This is a genomic window from Pseudomonas sp. PONIH3, assembly GCF_002934345.1.
In the GTDB taxonomy this organism is placed as follows: Bacteria; Pseudomonadota; Gammaproteobacteria; order Pseudomonadales; family Pseudomonadaceae; genus Aquipseudomonas; species Aquipseudomonas soli.
In genome coordinates this window covers 4,519,439-4,535,937 of the sequence record NZ_CP026386.1, presented here as the reverse complement: position 1 = coordinate 4,535,937, position 16,499 = coordinate 4,519,439, and the positions used below count along the sequence as shown (strand labels likewise).

Below are 16,499 nucleotides of genomic sequence, written 5' to 3'. Positions count from 1 at the left end.
GACCAGCCATTGTAAATTGGTCTTACCAATTATCCAATGCCAGTGCCTTGACCAACAACAATTAGGGGCCACCCCATATGCAAACCTGGCAACAACTCTATACCCCGCTTGGTAGCCTTGGCCTGTCCGCGCTGGCGGCGGTCATCCCAATCGTGTTCTTCTTCCTCGCCCTCGCCGTGTTCCGCCTCAAGGGCCACGTCGCCGGCAGCATCACCCTGGCACTGTCGATCCTGGTGGCGATCTTCGCCTTCCAGATGCCTGTCGACATGGCACTGGCCGCTGCGGGTTATGGCTTCCTCTACGGCCTGTGGCCGATTGCCTGGATCATCGTCGCCGCGGTGTTCCTCTACAAACTCACGGTCAAGAGTGGCCAGTTCGAAGTCATCCGCAGCTCGGTACTGTCGATCACCGACGACCAGCGCCTGCAAGTACTGCTGATCGGCTTCTGCTTCGGCGCCTTCCTCGAAGGCGCGGCCGGCTTCGGCGCCCCGGTAGCGATCACCGCCGCGCTGCTGGTGGGCCTGGGCTTCAACCCACTGTACGCCGCCGGCCTGTGCCTGATCGCCAACACCGCCCCGGTGGCCTTCGGCGCCCTGGGCATCCCGATCATCGTCGCCGGCCAGGTGACTGGCATCGATGCCTTCCACATCGGCGCCATGACCGGCCGCCAACTGCCGCTGCTGTCGCTGTTCGTGCCGTTCTGGCTGGTGTTCATGATGGACGGCGTGCGCGGCGTGAAAGAGACCTGGCCTGCCGCCCTGGTGGCCGGCCTGAGCTTCGCCGTCACCCAGTACTTCACCTCCAACTTCATCGGCCCGGAGCTGCCCGACATCACCTCGGCCCTGGCCAGCCTGATCGCCTTGACCCTGTTCCTCAAGGTCTGGCAGCCCAAGCGCGCATTCGCCGAGGCCAAGGGCAGTGTCGGCGCCGCCGTCGTGCAATCCAGCGGCAGCCAACCGAGCCCGTACAGCTTTGGCGAGATCTTCAAGGCCTGGTCGCCATTCCTGATCCTCACCGTACTGGTCACCATCTGGACCCTGAAACCGTTCAAGGCGGCCTTCGCCCCAGGCGGCGCGATGTACAACTTCGTGTTCAACTTCGCCATCCCGCACCTCGACCAGCTGGTGGTCAAGACCGCACCAATCGTCACAGCGCCCACCGCCATGCCGGCGGTGTTCAAGCTCGACCCGATCTCCGCCACCGGCACCGCGATCTTCCTCTCGGCACTGATCTCGATGTGGGTGCTGAAGATCAACTTCAAAACTGGTCTTACCACTTTCAAAGAAACCTTCTGGGAACTGCGCTGGCCGATCCTGTCGATAGGCATGGTGCTGGCCTTCGCCTTCGTCACCAACTACTCGGGCATGTCTTCGACCATGGCCCTGGTGTTGGCCGGCACCGGCGCGGCGTTCCCGTTCTTCTCGCCGTTCCTCGGCTGGCTGGGCGTGTTCCTGACCGGTTCGGATACCTCGTCCAACGCCCTGTTCAGCTCGCTGCAGGCTACTACCGCGCACCAGATCGGGGTCAACGACACCCTGCTTGTGGCGGCCAACACCAGTGGCGGCGTGACCGGCAAGATGATCTCGCCGCAGTCGATCGCCGTGGCCTGCGCCGCCACAGGCCTGGTCGGCAAGGAATCCGACCTGTTCCGCTTCACCGTCAAGCACAGCCTGTTCTTCGCCACCATCGTCGGCCTGATCACTCTGGTCCAGGCCTACTGGCTCACTGGCATGCTGGTTCATCACTAAAGTGAAAGGGGCCGGGCGCCTTGACGCGCCCGGCATTCCCCACAAGCAACGCTGCGAGAATCCATGATCATTTCCGCCTCCACCGACTATCGCGCCGCGGCCCAACGCAAGCTGCCTCCCTTCCTGTTCCACTACGCCGACGGCGGCGCCTACGCCGAACACACCCTGCGCCACAACGTCTCGGACCTGGCCGGCATCGCCTTGCGCCAGCGCGTGCTGAAGAACATGTCCGAGCTGAGCTTGCAGACGCAGCTGTTCGACGAAACCCTGAGCATGCCCGTGGCCCTGGCCCCGGTCGGCCTCACCGGCATGTACGCCCGCCGTGGCGAAGTGCAGGCGGCACGCGCAGCGGCGGCCCATGGCATTCCGTTCACGATGTCGACGGTATCGGTGTGCCCGATCGAAGAAGTGGCCCCGGCCATCGACCGGCCGATGTGGTTCCAGCTGTATGTGCTCAAGGACCGCGGCTTCATGCGCAACGCCCTGGAGCGCGCCAAGGCCGCCGGAGTGAAGACCCTGGTGTTCACCGTCGACATGCCCGTGCCCGGCGCGCGCTACCGCGATGCCCACTCCGGCATGAGCGGCGCCAACGGCCCGCTGCGCCGCGTGCTGCAAGCGATGACCCACCCGCAATGGGCGTGGGACGTCGGCGTGATGGGCCGCCCCCACGACCTGGGCAATATCTCCGCCTACCGCGGCAACCCCACGGGCCTTGCCGACTACATCGGCTGGCTGGGCAACAACTTCGACCCGTCCATCTCCTGGAAAGACCTGGAGTGGATCCGCGAATTCTGGGATGGTCCGATGATCATCAAGGGCATCCTCGACGCCGATGACGCCCGCGACGCGGTCAAGTTCGGCGCCGACGGTATCGTCGTCTCCAACCACGGCGGCCGCCAGCTCGATGGCGTGCTGTCCAGCGCCCGCGCCCTGCCGGCCATCGCCGACGCGGTGAAGGGCGATATCAAGATCCTCGCCGACTCCGGCATCCGCAGCGGCCTCGATGTGGTGCGCATGATCGCCCTGGGCGCCGACAGCGTGCTGATCGGCCGCGCCTTCCTCTATGCCCTGGCCACCCACGGCGAGGCCGGTGTGAAGAACCTGCTGGAGCTGTTCGAGAAAGAGATGCGCGTGGCCATGGTGCTGACCGGCGCCAAGTCCATCGGCGAGATCAGCAAAGACTCGCTGGTCCGCGAACTGGGCGCCTGAGCGCGCCCACCAACGCCTGAATACCCGGGGCACGCCGCGCACCAGACGCCGCGGCCCCGCGAGGAGATTGCATGAGCCTGCCCGCCGCGTTCCTGCGTGATGCCGAGCGCCTGATCCCCGCCGAACGCCGCTTCGACGACCCGACCTCGACCCTGGCCTTCGGCACCGACGCCAGCTTCTACCGGCTGATCCCCAAGCTGGTGCTGCGCGTGGAGTCCGAGAACGAAGTGGTCGCGCTGATCCAGCTGGCCCAGCGCGACCGGGTGCCGGTGACCTTCCGCGCCGCCGGCACCAGCCTGTCCGGCCAGGCCATCAGCGACTCGGTGCTGATCGTGCTCGGCGACAACTGGAATGGCCGGGAGATTCGCCACCAGGGCGGGCAGATCCGACTACAGCCCGGCGTGATCGGCGCCCAGGCCAATGCCTGGCTGGCCCCCTATGGGCGCAAGATCGGCCCGGACCCGGCATCGATCAACGCCTGCAAGATCGGCGGCATCGTCGCCAACAATGCCAGCGGCATGTGCTGCGGCACCGCGCAGAACACCTATCACACCCTCGCCGGTCTGCGTCTGGTGCTGGCCGACGGCACTCGCCTGGACAGCGAGGACCCGGCCAGCGTCGCCGCCTTTGAGCACAGCCACGCCGGCCTCCTGGACGAACTGGCCCGCCTTGGCCGCGAGACCCGCACCAACACCGCGCTGGCTGAGCGCATCCGGCACAAGTACCGGCTGAAAAACACCACGGGGCTATCACTCAACGCACTGGTGGACTATGACCAGCCGCTCGATATCCTCCAGCACCTGCTGGTCGGTTCCGAAGGCACCCTTGGTTTCATCAGCGCCGTCACCTACAACACCGTGCCCGACCACCCGCACAAGGCCAGCGCGCTGCTGGTGTTCCCCAGCGTCGAAAGCTGCTGCCGCGCCGTGACCGTGCTCAAGCGCCAGCCAGTCTCCGCCGTGGAGCTGCTCGACCGCCGCAGCCTGCGCTCGGTGCAGGAGATGCCGGGCATGCCGGCGTGGGTCAAGGACCTGTCGGCCAACGCCTGCGCCCTGCTGATCGAGTGCCGCGCCGCCAGCCAGAGCCTGCTGCACGAGCAGCTCGAGCAGGTGATGGCGTCCATCGACGACTACCCGCTGGAGCAGAAGGTCGCGTTCAGCGAAGACCCGGCGGTGTACAACCAGCTGTGGAAGATCCGCAAGGATACCTTCCCCGCCGTCGGCGCCGTGCGCCAGACCGGCACCACGGTGATCATCGAGGACGTGACCTTCCCCATCGAGCAACTGGCCGAAGGCGTCAACCGCCTGATCCAGCTGTTCGACAAGCACCGCTATGACGAGGCGATCATTTTCGGCCACGCCCTGGAAGGCAACCTGCACTTCGTCTTCACCCAGGGCTTCAACAGCGCCGAGGAAGTGGAGCGCTACCAGGCCTTCATGGACGACGTGGCGCAGCTGGTGGCAGTGGAATTCGGCGGCTCGCTCAAGGCCGAGCACGGCACCGGGCGCAACATGGCGCCCTTCGTCGAACTGGAATGGGGGCATGACGCCTACCAGCTGATGTGGAAGCTCAAGCGCCTGCTCGACCCCAACGGCATCCTCAACCCCGATGTGGTGCTGAGCGAGGACCCCGACATCCACCTGAAGAACCTCAAGCCGCTGCCGGCCGCCGACGAGATCGTCGACAAGTGCATCGAGTGCGGTTTCTGCGAGCCGGTGTGTCCGTCGAAAGGCCTTACCTTGAGCCCGCGCCAGCGCATCGTCATGTGGCGCGACATCCAGGCGAAGAAACGCGCCGGCGTTGATACCCGCGAACTGCTGCGCACCTACCAGTACCAGGGCATCGACACCTGCGCCGCCACCGGCCTGTGCGCCCAGCGCTGCCCGGTGGGCATCAACACCGGCGAGCTGGTGAAGAAGCTGCGCGGTCAGGCGGCCGAGCACGGCAAGGCCGCCGACTGGCTGGCCGAGCATTTTCACGCCACCTTGCGCGGCGCGCGATTCACGCTGGCCGCCGCCAATGGCGCGCGCAAGCTGCTCGGCGCCCCGCGCATGAGCCGGCTCAGCGCCCGCCTGAGCAAGGCCAGCAAAGGCCGCCTGCCGCAGTGGACCCCCGCCATGCCGCAGCCGCTGCGGGCCGTCGAGCTCAGCACCGCGAGCCACGACGCCCGCCCTCGCGTGGTCTACCTGGCCGCCTGTGTTTCGCGGGTGATGGGCCCGGCCTATGCCGACCGCGAGCAGAGTTCGCTGCTGGACAAGACCCGTGCCCTGCTGGAGAAGGCCGGCTACCAGGTAGTGTTCCCGGACAACGCCGACAGTCTGTGCTGCGGCCAGCCGTTCGCCTCCAAGGGCTACCCCGAGCAGGCCGAGCACAAGCGCCAGGAACTGATCAACGCACTGCTGCACGCCAGCCGCGGCGGCCTTGACCCGATCTACTGCGACACCAGCCCCTGCACCCTGCGCCTGGTGCAGGACCTGGGCGAATCGCGGCTGGACCTGTACGACCCGGTGCGCTTCATCCGCACCCACCTGGTCGACAAGCTGGAGTTCACCCCCCAGGACGAGCCCGTGGCGGTGCACGTGACCTGCAGCACCCAGCACCTGGGCGAAAGCCAGGCGCTGATCGACCTGGCGCGGCGCTGCAGCAAGCAGGTGGTGATCCCCGAAGGCATCCATTGCTGCGGCTTCGCCGGCGACAAGGGCTTCACCACACCGGAGCTCAACGCCCATTCGCTGCGTACCCTCAAGGACGCGGTGCAGTATTGCAGCGAGGGGATCTCCACCAGCCGCACCTGCGAGATCGGCCTGTCGAGCCACAGTGGCATCGATTATCACGGGCTTGTGTACCTGGTGGACCGGGTGACGCGGGCGCGCAGTCTCTGAACCGCAAGGCAGCCCCGCTCTCTGGTGGGAGCGGGCCAGCCCCGCGATGGCGCCGGCAAAGCCGCCAGCACAACTGCGTCCTGCACAAACCCCACGCACTCAAGTAAACTGGCGGCCTTTTCGCGCAGCCTCGGGCTGCCCCTGTCGATTTACCAAAGGTGCCCGCCATGCCCTGGCTGCAAGTACGCCTGGCCATCAGCCCGGAACAAGCCGAAACCTACGAAGACGCCCTGCTTGAAGTGGGCGCCGTCTCGGTGACCTTCATGGACGCAGAAGACCAGCCGATCTTCGAACCGGACCTCAACACCACCCCGCTGTGGTCGCACACGCACCTGCTGGCGCTGTTCGAGGCCGATGCCGAGCCCGAGCAGGTGTTCGCCCACCTGCGCCTGCTGACCGGCGCCGAGCTGCCCGAGTACCACGCCGAGGTGATCGAGGACCAGGACTGGGAGCGCAGCTGGATGGACAACTTCCAGCCGATGCGCTTCGGCCAGCGCCTGTGGATCGTGCCAAGCTGGCACGAAGCCCCGGAAAAGGACGCGGTGAACCTGCTGCTCGACCCGGGCCTGGCCTTTGGCACGGGTACCCACCCGACCACCGCGCTGTGCCTGGAATGGCTCGACGGCCAGCAGCTGCAAGGCACGCAAGTGCTCGACTTCGGCTGCGGCTCGGGCATCCTGGCCATTGCCGCGCTGCTGCTCGGCGCCCGCCACGCGGTCGGCACCGACATCGACGTGCAGGCTATCGAGGCCTCCCGTGACAACGCCCAGCGCAACGGCATTGCCGACGACACGTTCGACCTGTACCTGCCCGAGCAGATGCCGGCCATGCAGGCCGACGTACTGGTCGCCAACATCCTGGCCGGCCCGCTGGTATCGCTGGCGCCGCAGCTATCCGGCCTGGTTCGCCCCGGCGGCCTGCTGGCGCTGTCGGGCATCCTCGCCGAACAGGGTGAGGAAGTGGCCGCCGCCTATGCCGCCGACTTCGACCTGGACCCGATCGTCGTGCGCGACGGCTGGGTACGTATCAGTGGTCGCCGCCGCTAAGCGCGCCTAGACTCAACTCCTGCACAGCTTCCCGGACAGCCGCATGACCGACAGTTTCGTCACCCAGTGCCCGCATTGCCAGACCAGCTTTCGCGTCACCCATCACCAGTTGAGCGTGGCCCGCGGCGTGGTGCGCTGCGGCCAATGCCTGCAGGTGTTCAACGCGGCGAAACAACTGCTGGAGCAGAACCGCGCCGCGGCTGGCGAAGGCGACACCCGTGCGCCGGCGCCGGCAGCCGAGCCGGCCGTGCCAGCGCCCGCAGCCGTGCAACCGGAGGCCGCCCCGCCGGCACCGAGCGAGGACAACTGGACGGTCACGGCCGAGGAACTGGATGCCCTCGATCTCGACCAGGAGCTGGCGCGCCTTGAACGGCGCAGCCCGGGTGATCGGCGCGCCGCCCCGGCCAAAGGCATGCTCCAGGCCCGCCGCGACGATCAGCTCGGCGATGGGCCTGGCGATGAACCGTTCGGCACCGCCACTGACGGCGACCGTGAGCCTGCGCAGGAGCGCGAGGACGCACCGATGCTGGTCGAGCAGGAGCCGCTGGACCTGGCGCCGGCCGACGACGAGCGCACCGAGCCTACCCTCGGCGCGACCAGCCTCGAGCTGGACGATGAGCCTCCAGTGCGCAATCAGCCACTCGACGAACCCTCGCGGCAGTTGCCCAACCACGACGAACCCTTGCCGGAGAAGGGCCTTTCGGCGCTTGACGACGAGGTGCACAGCGCGCCGTTCTCGGCCCGCGACTATGACCCCGAAGAACATCCCGGGCAACGCCTGGAACCGAGCCTGGCCACCAAGCCCGAACGCGCGCGCAAGGAGCCGCTGGTCGACGTGGTCGACGACCCGTTGCAGCTGGGCTGGGAAAAGCCCGCCCCGAACTGGGGAAAACGCCTGCTGTGGGGTTTCCTGACACTGCTGGCCGCGGGCCTGCTGGCATTCCAGTACGTCTGGTTCCACTTCGACGAAATGGCCCGCCAGGACCAGTATCGCCCTTGGTTCCAGCAGCTGTGCCCGATGTTCGGCTGCCAGGTGCCGACCCGCGTAGACATCTCGCGGATCAAAAGCAGCAATCTGGTAGTGCGCAGCCACCCGGACTTCAAAGGGGCGCTGATCGTCGACGCGATCATCTACAACCGCGCGCCCTTCGCCCAGCCCTTCCCCCTTCTCGAATTGCGCTTCGCCGACCTCAACGGCCAGCTGATCGCCAGCCGACGCTTCAAACCAAGCGAGTACCTGTCGGGCGAGCTGGCCGGGCGCGGCGAGATGCCCAGCCAGACGCCGATCCACATCGCCCTGGACATCCTCGACCCTGGGCCGAAGGCGGTGAACTACAGCCTGAGCTTCCGTTCGCCGGAGTAAGCGACAGGCGGCAAGCTTCACACCGCAGGTAAATGCCTGTCCGCAGCCCTCTTGCAGCTTGAAGCTTGCCGCTTGGCACTGGATGTCATAACGCCGCAACTGTTCAGATTTTATCCAGATTCATCTTTATCCGGTCATCGAGAGCGGGTATCATGCCATCCCTTTTTCGACTCCAATGATTCGGCCCCACAACAGGGAACACCTATGTCGGCGGTACGCATCGGCCCTTACACACTGCAGAACAACCTGATCCTGGCCCCGATGGCCGGCGTCACGGACCAACCTTTCCGTACCCTGTGCAAGCGTCTGGGAGCGGGCATGGTGGTCTCGGAGATGGTCTCCAGCGACATGCGTCTGTGGAATAGCCGCAAGTCGAGCCTGCGCCGCATACATGAAAGCGATCCCGAGCCACGCTCGGTGCAGATCGCCGGCGGCGATGCGCAGATGATGGCCGAGGCGGCCCGGGCCAATGTCGAGGCCGGCGCGCAGATCATCGACATCAACATGGGTTGCCCGGCGAAAAAAGTCTGCAACAAGGCCGCAGGCTCTGCTTTATTGAGAGATGAAGCCTTGGTCACCGAAATCCTCCACGCCGTCGTCGGCGCCGTGGACGTGCCGGTGACGCTGAAGATCCGCACCGGCTGGGACCGGGCAAGCAAGAACGGCCTGAACGTGGCGAAGATCGCCGAACAGGCCGGCATCCAGGCGCTGGCGGTGCATGGCCGCACACGCGCCGACCTGTACACCGGTGACGCCGAGTACGACACCATCGCCGCGATCAAGCAGGCGGTGTCGATCCCGGTTTTCGCCAACGGCGACATCACTTCGCCGGAAAAGGCCCGGGCGGTGCTGCATGCCACCGGCGCCGACGGCCTGCTGATCGGCCGTGCCGCCCAAGGGCGGCCGTGGATTTTCCGCGAGATCGAGCATTACCTGCGCACGGGCGAGCACCTGCCCACCCCGGCGCTGGACGAAGTGGAACGCATTCTGCTGGAACACCTGGCCGCGCTGCATGCCTTCTATGGCGATGTGATGGGCGTGCGGATCGCCCGCAAGCACGTTGGCTGGTACCTGGCAACCCGACCTGGCGGCAAGGAGTTCCGCAGCCAGTTCAACGCTTTGCAAGACACACAAGCGCAGTGCGCCAACGTTCAGGCTTATTTTGCCGAACGTCGACAGAGCCTTGGGACAGAGGACGAACAAGGGGTGGCCGCATGACGATGATGACCGAGACATTAGTGAGTGGAACAACGCCCGTGAGCGACAACGCCAACCTCAAGCAGCACCTGAACACGCCGAGCGAGGAGGGCCAGACCCTGCGCGACAGCGTCGAGAAGGCGCTGCACAACTACTTCGCCCACCTGGAAGGCGCTACCGTCACGGACGTGTACAACCTGGTGCTCTCGGAAGTCGAGGCGCCGCTGCTCGAATGCGTGATGAACTACGTAAAGGGCAACCAGACCAAAGCCAGCGAGATGCTCGGGCTCAACCGAGGCACGCTGCGCAAGAAGCTCAAGCAGTACGATCTGTTGTAAGGCCAGAACCCCAACCAGAAAAGGCGCTCATGCAAAAAGGCGCCTTTTTTGCTGACTCCACCGCGTTATGGAATCTGAAATGACCGACCAGACTACCCGCCTGCCGATCCGCCGCGCCCTGATCAGCGTCTCCGACAAGACCGGTATCCTCGAATTCGCCCGGGAGCTGCAACAGCTCGGTGTCGAGATCCTGTCCACCGGCGGCACCTACAAGCTGCTCAAGGATAATGGCGTGAACGCGGTGGAAGTGGCCGACTACACCGGCTTCGCCGAAATGATGGACGGCCGGGTCAAGACCCTGCATCCGAAGATCCACGGCGGCATTCTCGGCCGTCGCGGCACCGACGACGCCATCATGAACGAGCATGGCATCAAGCCGATCGACCTGGTCGCGGTCAACTTGTACCCGTTCGAAGCCACCATCAGCAAGCCGGGCTGCGACCTGCCGACAGCCATCGAGAACATCGACATCGGCGGCCCGACCATGGTCCGTTCCGCGGCGAAGAACCACAAGGACGTGGCCATCGTGGTCAACGCCAGCGATTACGCCGGCATTGTCGAAGGCCTGAAAGCCGGCGGCCTGACCTACGCCCAGCGCTTCGACCTGATGCTCAAGGCCTTCGAGCACACCGCCGCCTACGACGGCATGATCGCCAACTACATGGGCACCATCGACCAGGCAAAGGACACCCTGTCCACCGAAGATCGCAGCGAGTTCCCGCGCACCTTCAACAGCCAGTTCGTCAAGGCCCAGGAAATGCGCTACGGCGAGAACCCGCACCAGAGCGCGGCGTTCTACGTCGAGGCCAAGAAGGGCGAGGCCAGCATTTCCACCGCCATCCAGCTGCAAGGCAAGGAGCTGTCGTTCAACAACGTGGCCGATACCGACGCCGCGCTGGAGTGCGTGAAGAGCTTCGTCAAGCCGGCCTGCGTGATCGTCAAGCACGCCAACCCGTGCGGCGTGGCCGTGGTGCCTGAAGACGAAGGCGGTATCCGCAAGGCCTACGACCTGGCCTACGCTACCGACACCGAGTCGGCATTCGGCGGCATCATCGCCTTCAACCGCGAGCTGGACGGCGAAACCGCCAAAGCCATCGTCGAGCGCCAGTTCGTCGAAGTGATCATTGCCCCGAAAATCTCCCAGGCCGCCCGCGAAGTCGTGGCCGCCAAGCAGAACGTGCGTCTGCTGGAGTGCGGCGAGTGGCCAGCCGAGCGCGCCGCCGGTTGGGACTTCAAGCGCGTCAACGGTGGCCTGCTGGTGCAGAGCCGCGATATCGGCATGATCACTGCCGACGACCTGAAGATCGTCACCAAGCGTGCGCCGACCGAGCAGGAAATCCACGACTTGGTGTTTGCCTGGAAAGTGGCCAAGTTCGTCAAGTCCAACGCCATCGTCTACGCCAAGCAGCGCCAGACCATCGGCGTCGGCGCCGGCCAGATGAGCCGCGTCAACTCCGCGCGCATCGCCGCGATCAAGGCCGAACATGCCGGCCTGCAAGTGCAGGGCGCGGTAATGGCTTCGGATGCGTTCTTCCCGTTCCGTGATGGCATCGACAACGCGGCTAAAGTGGGTATCAGCGCGGTGATCCAGCCAGGTGGTTCGATGCGTGATGCCGAAGTCATCGCCGCTGCCGACGAAGCCGGTATCGCCATGGTATTCACCGGCATGCGCCACTTCCGCCACTGATTATGGCAATCGGCCGCACTGAAGCAGGCATCTGCTTCAGTGCGACCTCGTACAGCGAGGGGTGCTGCCTCTCGTTCGACAGATTTCGAGGTTTTGACATGAAAGTTTTGATCATCGGCAGCGGCGGTCGCGAACACGCCCTGGCCTGGAAAGTCGCCCAGGACCCACGGGTCGAGAAAATCTTCGTGGCGCCAGGTAACGCCGGCACCGCCAGCGAAGCCAAGTGCGAGAACGTCGCCATCGACGTCACCGCCCTGGAGCAACTGGCCGACTTCGCCGAGAAGAACGTCGACCTGACCATCGTCGGCCCGGAAGCGCCGCTGGTGATCGGTGTCGTGGACCTGTTCCGCAGCCGCGGCCTGGACTGCTTCGGCCCGACCAAGGGCGCGGCCCAGCTAGAAGGCTCCAAGGCCTTCACCAAGGACTTCCTGGCCCGCCACAAGATCCCGACTGCCGACTACCAGAACTTCACCGAGATCGAGCCGGCCCTGGCCTACCTGCGTGAAAAAGGTGCGCCGATCGTGATCAAGGCCGACGGCCTGGCCGCCGGTAAAGGTGTAATCGTCGCCATGACCTTGCAGGAAGCCGAAGACGCCGTGCGCGACATGCTCGCCGGCAACGCCTTCGGTGAAGCCGGTTCGCGCGTGGTGATCGAAGAGTTCCTCGACGGCGAAGAAGCCAGCTTCATCGTCATGGTCGACGGCCACAACGTGCTGCCCATGGCCACCAGCCAGGACCACAAGCGTGTCGGCAACCAGGATACCGGCCCGAACACCGGCGGCATGGGTGCCTACTCCCCTGCCCCCGTGGTCACCGCCGACGTGCACCAGCGCGTGATGGACCAAGTGATCTGGCCAACCGTGCGCGGCATGGCCGAGGAAGGCAACGTCTACACCGGCTTCCTGTATGCCGGCCTGATGATCGACAAGGCAGGCAACCCCAAGGTCATCGAGTTCAACTGCCGCTTCGGCGACCCGGAAACCCAGCCGGTCATGCTGCGCCTGGAGTCGAGCCTGGTACTGCTGATCGAAGCCGCCTTCGCCAAGGCCCTGGACAAGGTCGAGGCGCAGTGGGATCCGCGTCCTAGCCTGGGCGTGGTGCTGGCCGCCGGTGGCTACCCGGGCGACTACGCCAAAGGCGCCGTGATCAGCGGCCTCGACGCGGCCGCCAAGCTTGAAGGCAAAGTGTTCCACGCCGGCACCGCGCTGAAGGACGGCCAGGTGGTCACCGCCGGTGGCCGCGTACTGTGCGCCACCGCCATGGGCGACACCGTCGAAGCCGCCCAGCAGCAGGCCTACCGCCTGGCCGAGCAGGTCAAGTGGGACGCCAGCTTCTACCGCAACGACATCGGCTACCGGGCCATCGCCCGCGAGCGCGGTGAGCAGCAGTAAAAGTGCAGCCAACGGTCGTGCCGTTCCCGGCGCACGGCCTTCGGCTCGTCGTCAAGGCCCCGCCGGGGCCTTGCCTTCGCCTTGGCGCGCCGCGCATAGTGGATATCCGGCACATTAGCTAAGAAGGGATTTCGTCGTGCGTCGGCTTCGGATTGCCATAGCCCTGATCGTCAGCCTGCTGACCCTGCTCTGCCTGCTCCCGGCACACGCCGAACAGGCCGCGGGCTGGTCGGCGCTGCTCGATGAACAGGCCAACCTGCAGCTGTCCGACGTGCGCTCCGAACGCTACCGCAACCAGTTCAGCCCATTGGCCCTCGAAGAACTGGATGCCGCCCTCCCCGACCAGGCCCTGTGGTTGCACTACCGCCTGGATCCGAGCGACCAGGAACAACTGGTACGCATTTTCGCCCCCGACCTGTCACGCCTGGACCTCTACGCCCTGGAAGGCGGCAAACTGCTGCGCCAGCTGCACCATGGCCGGCAGGGCGACGGCCTCAGCCCCACCCTGCGCGGCAGGGACCACGTGCTGCCACTGCCGCACAGCAACCAACCGCTGGATATCTACCTGCGGCTGGTTTCCGAACACCAGCTGCGCCCGGCCATCACTGTCGAGACCACCGCCCACGCCGCCGCCGACCAGCGCCAGTCGCTGCTGTTCGGCCTGCTGTTCGGGGGGCTGGCCATGCTGATCCTGCACAACCTGATCCGCTTCGGCTACACACGCTCCAGCACCACGCTGGTGCTGGCGCTGTACCACGGCCTGATGCTGCTCAGCGCGCTGATCCTGCTCAACCTCAGTGGCCCCTGGTGGCACCTGTGGCACAGCGCGCAGACCCCGGCAGCCTACCTGACCCTGGTACTGGCTGGCCTGGCCGGATTGTATTTCACCCTGCATTTCTTCTCCCCCTGCAGTTCGGCGCGGCTCAACCGCCTGCTGCACATGGAGATGCTGGTGGCCGCCGTCAGCGGCCTGGTGCTGCTGTTCGTCGATACGCTGCCGCTGAACCTGATGACCTATGCCCTGCTCGCCCTGGGCAGCGTGAGCATGCTGCTGGTCAGCGGCTATCACTGGTACAAGGGCTACGGCCCGGCGCGCCTGTTCGCCGTGGCGATGCTGGTGTTCAACCTCGGCGGCCTGGTGCTGCTACCGGCCCTGCTGGGCCTCACCCGCACCTCCACGCCCTGGTTGTTGTGCATCCTCATGGCGCTGACCGTGGTCAGCGGCCTGCTGCTCAACCTCGCGGTCAGCGAGCGCCTGCGCCGGATCAGCGAGGAGCGCTTCCGCGCCAGCCGCGCCCTGGCCGCCAGCGACGCCGAGATCAACGCCAAGGCCGAGTTCCTGGCCAAGATCAGCCATGAGATCCGCACCCCCATGAACGGCGTGCTGGGCATGACCGAGCTGCTGCTCGGCACGCCGCTGTCGGTCAAGCAGCGCGACTATGTGCAGACCATCCACAGCGCCGGCAACGAACTGCTCACCCTGATCAACGAAATCCTCGACATCTCCAAGCTCGAGTCGCGGCAGATCGAACTGGACGACGTGCAGTTCGACCTCAACGCCCTGATCGAGGACTGCCTGAACATCTTCCGGACCAAGGCCGAACAGCAGAACATCGAGCTGATCAGCTTCACCCAGCCACAAGTGCCGCGAGTGGTCAGCGGCGACCCGACGCGCCTGCGCCAGGCCTTGTCGAGCCTGCTGGACAACGCCCTGAAGAACACCACCCAGGGCGAGATCCTGCTGGTGGTGGCCCTCGACCAGCGTGGCGACAGCCCGCGCCTGCGCATCGCCGTGCAGGACAGCGGCGAGCCCATGCCGCCGGCCGAGCGCGACGCCTTGCTGCAGGCCGAGCTGCACAGCCGCCACTTCCTCTCCAGCAACAAGCTCGGTGGCCACCTGGGCCTGGTGATCGCCAAGCAACTGATCGGCCTGATGCAGGGCGAGTTCGGCATCAAGACCAGCACCAGCATGGGCAACACCCTGTGGCTGACCCTGCCGCTCGACCCGCTGCGCCTGGAGCAGCCGCCCACCGACCTCGACGGCCCGCTGCGCGACGCCCGGGTGCTGGTGGTGGACGACAACGACACCTGCCGCAAGGTGCTGGTGCAGCAATGCAGCGCCTGGGGCATGAACGTCAGCGCGGTGCCGTCGGGCAAGGAGGCGCTGGCCTTGCTGCGCACCAAGGCGCACCTGCGCGACTACTTCGACGCGGTGCTGCTCGACCAGAACATGCCCGGCATGACCGGCATGCAGTTGGCGGCGAAGATCAAGGAAGACCCGAGCCTGAACCACGACATCCTGGTGGTGATGCTCACCGGTATCAGCAATGCGCCGAGCAAGATCATTGCCCGCAACGCCGGGGTCAAGCGCATCCTGGCCAAGCCGGTGGCCGGCTACACGCTCAAGACCACCCTTGCCGAGGAACTCGCCCTGCGCGGCCGCGAGCAGGCCGCGCCGCCGCTGCCGGTCGGCACCCCGGTGCCGCTGGACCTGCCCGGCGACTTCCGCATCCTGGTGGCCGAGGACAACAGCATCTCGACCAAGGTCATCCGCGGCATGCTCGGCAAGCTCAACCTCGAGCCGGATACCGCCAGCAACGGCGAAGAGGCCCTGCAGGCGATGAAGGCCAAGCACTACGACCTGGTACTGATGGACTGCGAGATGCCAGTGCTCGACGGTTTCTCCGCCACCCAGCAGCTGCGCGCCTGGGAGACCGCCAACCAGCGCCCGCGCACCCCGGTGGTGGCATTGACCGCGCATATCCTCAACGAGCACAAGGAACGCGCGCGCCTGGCCGGCATGGACGGGCACATGGCCAAGCCGGTGGAGCTGTCGCAATTGCGCGAGCTGGTGCAGTTCTGGGCGGGGCAGCGGCAGGTGGTGTCCGACGGCACCACGCAGATCCTGTAGCAGCGGCTTCAGCCGCGAGGCAACCACCACACAATCTTGCACCCGCTTCGCGGGTGATCGCGGTTGAAGCCGCTCCTACAGGTTCCGTGCTATACAGGTGCCACCCATTCCCGTCGCGGACCCAGCGCCATGCTCCATGAGTTGTTCAGCGTCTACCTGAAAATGCTCGTGCTCTACAGCCCCTTCTTCGTGCTCTCATGTTTCATCGGCCTGACCCGCGGCCACTCCAGCAAGGAGCGCAAGCAACTGGCCTGGCGGGTAGCCATTGCCACGCTGGTCGCCAGCGTGCTGCTGTACCTGTTCGGGCGGGTGATCTTCGGGGTATTCGGCATCACCGCCGACGCCTTCCGCATCGGCGCAGGCTCGGTGCTGTTCATCTCCGCGCTGGGCATGGCCCAGGGCAAGTCGGCGGTGCAGACCGACAACGTGCAGCAGGACGTGACCATCGTGCCGCTGACCATTCCGCTCACTGTCGGCCCCGGCACCATCGGCGCGCTGCTGGTGATGGGCGTGGGCCAGCCACACTGGGACGACAAGCTGCTGGCCATCGTCAGCATCGCCCTGGCCAGCTTCACCGTGGGCCTGGTGCTGTACCTCTCGCACCGTATCGAACGGATCCTGGGCGACCAGGGTCTGCAGATCGTCAGCCGCCTGATGGGGCTGTTCGTCTGCGCCCTCGCGGCGCAGATCATCTTCACCGGGATCAAGGGCTACCTGCTGCCCTGAC

The 16,499-nt window shown here is 65.8% G+C and carries 11 protein-coding genes; all 11 read left to right on the top strand.

What is annotated here, in order from left to right:
* Nucleotides 1-77: 77 nt before the first annotated feature.
* The gene (locus C3F42_RS21020; RefSeq protein WP_038706869.1) at nt 78-1,748 is read left to right on the top strand and encodes a lactate permease LctP family transporter; all 1,671 of its coding nucleotides are present in this window, start codon (nt 78-80) and stop codon (nt 1,746-1,748) included.
* A 63-nt stretch (nt 1,749-1,811) separates the two neighbouring features.
* Nucleotides 1,812-2,957 carry an FMN-dependent L-lactate dehydrogenase LldD gene (gene lldD, locus C3F42_RS21015; protein WP_038706870.1) on the top strand — a complete coding sequence of 382 codons (1,146 nt, stop codon included), beginning with the start codon at nt 1,812-1,814 and terminating at the stop codon, nt 2,955-2,957.
* A gap of 71 nt (nt 2,958-3,028) precedes the next feature.
* Nucleotides 3,029-5,839 carry an FAD-binding and (Fe-S)-binding domain-containing protein gene (locus C3F42_RS21010; protein ID WP_104444856.1) on the top strand — a complete coding sequence of 937 codons (2,811 nt, stop codon included), beginning with the start codon at nt 3,029-3,031 and terminating at the stop codon, nt 5,837-5,839.
* 167 nt (nt 5,840-6,006) lie between these two features.
* Nucleotides 6,007-6,885 (top strand): 50S ribosomal protein L11 methyltransferase, encoded by an 879-nt coding sequence (prmA, locus tag C3F42_RS21005; protein WP_046854052.1) that lies wholly within the window; start codon nt 6,007-6,009, stop codon nt 6,883-6,885.
* A 43-nt stretch (nt 6,886-6,928) separates the two neighbouring features.
* Entirely contained in the window at nt 6,929-8,248 is a 1,320-nt protein-coding gene (locus tag C3F42_RS21000; RefSeq protein ID WP_104444855.1) for a DUF3426 domain-containing protein, read from the top strand.
* Between the two features lie 204 nt (nt 8,249-8,452).
* Complete coding sequence (dusB, locus tag C3F42_RS20995) at nt 8,453-9,466, top strand: tRNA dihydrouridine synthase DusB (RefSeq protein ID WP_038706874.1); 1,014 nt, start codon at nt 8,453-8,455, stop codon at nt 9,464-9,466.
* A complete protein-coding gene (gene fis / locus C3F42_RS20990) occupies nt 9,463-9,783 on the top strand; it encodes a DNA-binding transcriptional regulator Fis (RefSeq protein WP_011535876.1) in 321 nt (106 codons plus the stop codon). The genes dusB and fis overlap by 4 nt, the downstream gene beginning before the upstream one ends.
* Before the next feature lie 79 nt (nt 9,784-9,862).
* On the top strand, nt 9,863-11,470 hold the full coding sequence (purH, locus tag C3F42_RS20985) for a bifunctional phosphoribosylaminoimidazolecarboxamide formyltransferase/IMP cyclohydrolase (protein ID WP_023630842.1): 1,608 nt from the start codon (nt 9,863-9,865) through the stop codon (nt 11,468-11,470).
* Between the two features lie 98 nt (nt 11,471-11,568).
* Entirely contained in the window at nt 11,569-12,861 is a 1,293-nt protein-coding gene (gene purD / locus C3F42_RS20980; protein ID WP_038706875.1) for a phosphoribosylamine--glycine ligase, read from the top strand.
* 136 nt (nt 12,862-12,997) lie between these two features.
* Nucleotides 12,998-15,772, top strand: a complete 2,775-nt coding sequence (locus C3F42_RS20975; RefSeq protein WP_104444854.1) for a hybrid sensor histidine kinase/response regulator — start codon at nt 12,998-13,000, stop codon at nt 15,770-15,772.
* A 129-nt stretch (nt 15,773-15,901) separates the two neighbouring features.
* Nucleotides 15,902-16,498 (top strand): MarC family protein, encoded by a 597-nt coding sequence (locus tag C3F42_RS20970; protein WP_023633040.1) that lies wholly within the window; start codon nt 15,902-15,904, stop codon nt 16,496-16,498.
* Nucleotide 16,499: the final 1 nt, after the last annotated feature.